The 3,982-nt window shown below is 63.5% G+C and carries 3 protein-coding genes; all 3 read right to left on the bottom strand.

The window, feature by feature from the left end; genetic code table 11:
- A partial coding sequence (locus tag ABIV12_RS07230) for a hypothetical protein (protein ID WP_348057741.1) occupies positions 1 to 983 on the bottom strand: 983 nt, incomplete at its 3' end.
- 170 nt (positions 984 to 1,153) lie between these two features.
- Positions 1,154 to 2,107 carry an SOS response-associated peptidase family protein gene (locus ABIV12_RS07225; protein WP_348057739.1) on the bottom strand — a complete coding sequence of 318 codons (954 nt, stop codon included), beginning with the start codon at positions 2,105 to 2,107 and terminating at the stop codon, positions 1,154 to 1,156.
- A 152-nt stretch (positions 2,108 to 2,259) separates the two neighbouring features.
- Positions 2,260 to 3,771, bottom strand: coding sequence for a hypothetical protein (locus ABIV12_RS07220; protein ID WP_348057737.1), 1,512 nt, complete (start codon positions 3,769 to 3,771; stop codon positions 2,260 to 2,262).
- Positions 3,772 to 3,982 lie beyond the last annotated feature (211 nt).

The following is a 3,982-nucleotide window of genomic DNA, read 5'->3' as shown; positions in this document are numbered from 1 at the left end:
ACGCCGGAGATCTTCTGCACGAGAACGTCCGAATCGCCCTGCGAGGTGACGCTGCCGGCGACGTAGAAATCGTCCTGCACCGGAAAGCCGATCTGGTTCGTCGCATAGGCGACGGTGTACGGCACGTTGGCCGGATAGCGGATGATTCGATTTCCACTACCCGGGTAGGCGATGCCCCAGGTTGGATCCTGATTGAGGCCACCATTAGCGCCGACGAGGAGCCGCGCCGCGGCGAGATAGGAGGTGGTGCCGTCGTAATCGGTCGCGGTGACGATGAGACGGCCGCCGCTGAGGAACACCATCTGCGCTCCGTAGAAGTCCTCCGTGTCTGCCGGCGCGTCGCCGAACACGGAAATCGATCCTCGTGGACGACCGTTGTCGAAGAACGAAACGATGGAGACGTTTTGTCTGCCGATGCCCGGCTGACTGGCGTTGAACCCATCCTGCAGCAGGTAGATGGTGCCGTTGACGACCTTCAGGTCGCGCAGGTACTGGTAGCCGACCGACACATCGTTCGGATAGACGACGTACTGATTGCCGTTGAATCCGAAACCCGCCGGGTCTGGCCACGGCACGCGAACACCACTGGCGTTGTAACGGACGAGGCCGATGTTGCACCGCGACGTGCCGTTGCTGCAGGTGCCGCTCGCGCCAACGTTCGGCACCAGGCCTGCAACGACGATGTCGCCGTTTCCGAGCGGCGCTGTGAGCAGGCCGATCATGTCCGCGTTCGGCGCGCTGGCGAAGTGATCGGGATAGTCGCCGCCGTTGTTGAACGACGGCGCGTGGCGATACCTGTCTTGCAGCGAGCCATCCGTGTTGTCAGGCGAATCGAGCGCGGTGCCGGAATCGCCATCCACGGTCGATGTGGCCATGGCCGCAGTGGCGCTGCCCGAGAGGAATACTGCGATCAATGCGAGCGCAGCCAGCGGATACGCGGAGGGACGTGGCCTTTCGTGGGCCGAACTGGATATGGTGTGCATGGAGTGCTCTGTTTGGGGGTCGGTGCGCCCCGCTTACAAGCGGATACGCGAAATTGTCCATCGAGCGGACATTGGCGTCCTTGCACATACGCCCGCTTGCCTTCGCAGACGTTCTCGATCGACGTGTCATCCACGTGATGAACGCATGCAACGCCGGCACGCGCTTTTCTTCAGGCCGCCTTGCGATGCTCATAGAACGGCAAAGCGCGATCGTCCAGTAGCGCGTACTGCGCGGCCAGATCGCCCGATGGTTGCAGCCACGAATCCGCGTTCTCCGGCCGGATCTGGATGATGCATCGGTCGTGGCCCGCGGCGGCGACTTCCGCTGGCGGATCGTCGGTGATCGCCGCAAACGAATCGAGCATGGCGTCGCCCTGCGTCCAGTGCGACCACAGGCACGCGATCACCATGTCCTGTTCGGGTTTCGGGCGGAATTCCAGCACGACGTTTTCCTCCTTTTCGCCGTCGGCCAATTCACGGTGTTCCATCGTGTGCCGGCTGACGTTCTCGTAGAACGCATTGACGAGAAGGATCGCGTGATCGTGGCCGAACTGCGGTTTCCAGAACCCTTCGAGGTTGTCGCGGCGGGCGTTGTACGTGCCGGGAAATTTCACGTCGTAGAACGCCGGCTTGCCGTGCGGTCGACACTGGTAACGCATCGGCACGACGGTGCGGCGGCCGTTCCTCATCACGATCACTGGTGCATACACCTGCGGGAAGATGCGCGCATCGCGATCTTTCGGCTCACTGCGGCGAAGATCCGCGAGTCGCGCGAGACCTTGCTCGACCTTGCTTGTCGCAATGCGCCGATCGTCGAGCGCCTTTTTGGTAGTGCGTGTCTGAAGCGTGCGCTCCGCGTCTGCCAGTCGCTTGCGCTGCTTGAAAAGCTCCTGCTCAAGTTTCGATGCCTGCGACGCGTTGTAGGCGTCGATCAGCGCCTTGATCTGTCGTTCGTCGTCACTGCGGGGATGCGCGAACCACGCGTCGATCGCTTTGGGAATCTTGATGCCGGCGGTCTGGTTGCGCAGGAAATACAGCTCGAAGAATTGCTTCACGCTGATGTCTGCGCCCCATTCGCGCACATACTTGTCGTAGTTGCTGAGGACTTGCGCCGAGTAGCACACGCGCGGTCACCGGTTTGGGGCGGACGTCCATGCTACCTGCATCACCTGACGATGCGCTGAGCACGCGCGTCAACAGCGCGCGGGGCGAGCCATTGCGTTTCGCGATGGCTGGAGAAGAACGGGGATGCGAATGCGCGCACCCCCGTCCGACATCACTTTCCTGCGTCGCTCGCCGGGCGCACCACGGACGGCACCGAACGGACCGAAGCCGGTTCGGCGGTCGTGGCCGCAGTCGCGCCTTCAAATCCGTTCCTGAAGATGGTATCCGACGTGGCGGCGAGCCAGTCGCTCAGGCGCTGCGATGCGCTGGAGCCGTCGAAGGCAACCGAGAATTTTCCATAGCAGTCGGTGAGGGTGTTCGGAACGCTTCCGCTGCAGGCGGCGCCCCCACCCGACAACATGCCGATGACCCGACCACCGCCGCCACCCGGTGCATTCGACGGAATCAGCAACGCCGACCCCGACGAACCACCTTCCGTCGTGCCCTGCGCATACGGACCGGTCTTCCAGTGGGTCGCGGTGCTGCCTCCACCCGTGCCGATACAATTGTTGATGGTGGTCAACGTATGCGTGTTCTGCGTGATGGCCTTGACCCAGCCGCTCGGATGATGGATTCCGATGCTGCCGGCCGTTGCCGTGCCGTTCGCATCCCACCCGGCGTACGCAACGTTGAACGCCGAGGACGGCATGCTGTTGAGGCGCACCAGCGAGAAGTCCACGTCCGCGCGATGCGCGACGAGCGTGGCGCCGCCATTCTGTGTATCGGCGGTGGAGCCGCCGCCGTGCGCGCCGCACGTGGGTGACTCGTAATTCCAGATCAACGACATCGACGTCGCCTCCGCCTGCGTATTGATGCAGTGGTCGGCCGTGAGGAAGTACGGCTTGAAATCCTGCGCGATGTCGTTCATCAGCGTTCCAGTGCACAGGAACGAGCCCTCGGTGGTGTCGAAATAGAATTTCGCGACGGCTGAAATTTCGAACGGATACGGATTTCCCAGCGGACACACCACATCAATGTTGCAGGTGCCCGATGCCCCGGCGCCGAAGAGCGTGAACCCGCCCGCTCCCGTCGTGTTGCGGTAGCCGGTACCGGCGCTGCTCAGATGCACCGCGTGCGGTGTCAGTTGCACACCCGGCGGCACATGCAACTCGAGAACCAGCGTGTCCCCGGCAAACGGTGCGAGCCATAGCTGATGATCGGGGCTCGCATCGGATGATGTGAATGGACCTTCGTAGGCGCTCGTCGACGGCGCGATCAGGTGCAGCGTGACGCCCGCCGGAACGTCGAAGCGATCAAACCCGAGACGCAGGTCGGTCGCGCCATCGGCGTGCAGTTGCAACCGCCACAGTCGGCCCCCATCGGCGAGCGGAACCCACACCCCTGCATGATCGGTGTCCGCGTCGACCCTGTTCGGCGTCGCGACGCGAAGACGCTTCTCCGCATTCTCGCCGGAGGCGCCGAGTTGCCGCGCGTCGCTCGCCAGCAGCCCTGCCTGGTCGACCGGCTTCAACACCAGCTGCGGTACCGAAAGGCCCGCCAGGGCCTGGGGATGCGCGACCGAATACGGTGGATCGCCCTGCATCGCGAGCGCGGTGGTGCAGCACGCGAACAGGATGGCGGACAGAAGCGTGAAACGTTTGGCGGCGCGAACCTTCATCATCATTGGTACTCCCGGTGACCCATTTGATCCCGAGTGTACCCACATCGTGTTGCCGGTCCGAGCCCGAGCGAGCCCGTTCAGCGACTCGCAGCACTCCCGGGGTTCGCTGAGAATCGCTCACCCGATTCAGGCTCGCGCGAATGGAGCGGGCACGAAGATCGCTCGTCGCGACCTTCGTGCCCTGCGGTTCTAGGGCGCGTCAGACCAGCCGACG

Origin of the sequence: Dokdonella sp., assembly GCF_039926425.1 — a bacterium.
Lineage (GTDB): Bacteria > Pseudomonadota > Gammaproteobacteria > Xanthomonadales > Rhodanobacteraceae > Dokdonella_A.
The sequence above is the reverse complement of the archived record's forward strand: the minus strand, read 5'-3'. Positions and strand labels throughout refer to the sequence as shown.